2 protein-coding genes are annotated in these 1,315 nt (G+C 59.9%); both read right to left on the minus strand.

The features are described from left to right. The coding region (locus AAAB16_RS14310) for a MarR family transcriptional regulator (protein WP_340663914.1) at positions 1-429 on the minus strand (429 nt) is incomplete at its 3' end. Between the two features lie 123 nt (positions 430-552). Continuing rightward, positions 553-1,315, minus strand: a 763-nt coding sequence (locus AAAB16_RS14315) for a LysR substrate-binding domain-containing protein (RefSeq protein ID WP_340663915.1), incomplete at its 5' end; no start/stop codon positions are given.

The following is a 1,315-nucleotide window of genomic DNA, read 5'->3' on the forward strand; positions in this document are numbered from 1 at the left end:
CTGCAGGCTGTCGCGCAGGGCAACGAGGTCGCTTTTTAGCGCCATTAATTGCGCCGGTTGCTGCTCGGATGCCTTCAAAATGCACGCTGGAAGGCCCAGCGCTTGTTCTTGCAATGCACGACCTTGCTCAGTAACGCGCAGTTCCACCACCCGTTCATCTTCCTTGCTGCGCGTGCGCGTCAGCAGACCTTCGGCCTCAAGGCGCTTGAGCAGCGGGGTGACCGAGCCGGGGTCGGTGAGCAGGTGTTGGCTAAGCTCGCCCACGGTAATGCCATCGTTTTCCCACAACACCAACATGGCCAGATATTGCGGGTAGGTGAGGTTTAGCGCCTGCAGCAGCGGCTTGTACACCTTGGTCATCAGCAACGAAGTGGAGTACAGCGCGAAACACAGCTGGTTATCGAGCTTGAGTTGTTCGGGAGTGGCCATGAAAGCCTCCAGCTGTTGATGACGGAATAGGGGAGCAACGTTAGCGCGCTTACCTTTAATGCGCCATGGTTTATGTAGGCGTGGATCACTTGGTGCGCGCACCGGGCCATCAATCGGCAGACCCTACAGGCGGAAGCCCTCAACAATATGTTCGGCCAAGCTCTCGGTCACCGGCGACTGGCTGCGCTCGTTGCGCAACAGCACGATGCTGCACAGCGGCAACTCCGGCAGGCCTTCGGCTTTGCCAAGAATGCGCAAGTCCGGGGTGATCAGGCTTTGCAGCTGCGCCGTAACGGCCAGGCCGGCGCTGACCACCGCCATCAAGGCCGACAGGCTCGGGCTGGTGTATGCCACGCGATAGTCACGATCCATGGTCTCCAGCGCATTGCACGCCCAATTGCGGCAGAAGCAGTCGCTGTTGAACATGGCCAGCGGCATGGGGGTTTGTTCATGGGGGCTAAAGCCCAGCGCCTCGGCCCAAACAAAACGTTCCTGGCGCAGTAGCTGACCAATTTCATCGCCGGGCATACGGGTGACGATGGTCAGGTCCAAGTCCTGGCGTTGCAGCAATTGCGACGACGATTCGCAATGCACTTCCACCTGCACCATCGGGTAGGCCTGGGCAAAGCGCGACAAGATGCCGGGCAGAAACCGCATCACATAGTCATCCGGCGTGCCGATGCGCACCGAGCCGACCATATGCGGCTCGCGCAGGGTATTAATCACTTCGCCATGCAATTTCAGAATGCGCCGCGCATAACCCAGCAGCACTTGGCCCTCGGCTGTGAGCCGCACCTGGCGGCCGTCGCGCTCAAATAAGGCGCGCTGCACCACGTCTTCTTCCAGGCGCTTCATCTGCATGCTCACCGCTGATTGTGTGCGGTTC

It is taken from the genome of Pseudomonas sp., assembly GCF_037994325.1.
Lineage (GTDB): Bacteria > Pseudomonadota > Gammaproteobacteria > Pseudomonadales > Pseudomonadaceae > Aquipseudomonas.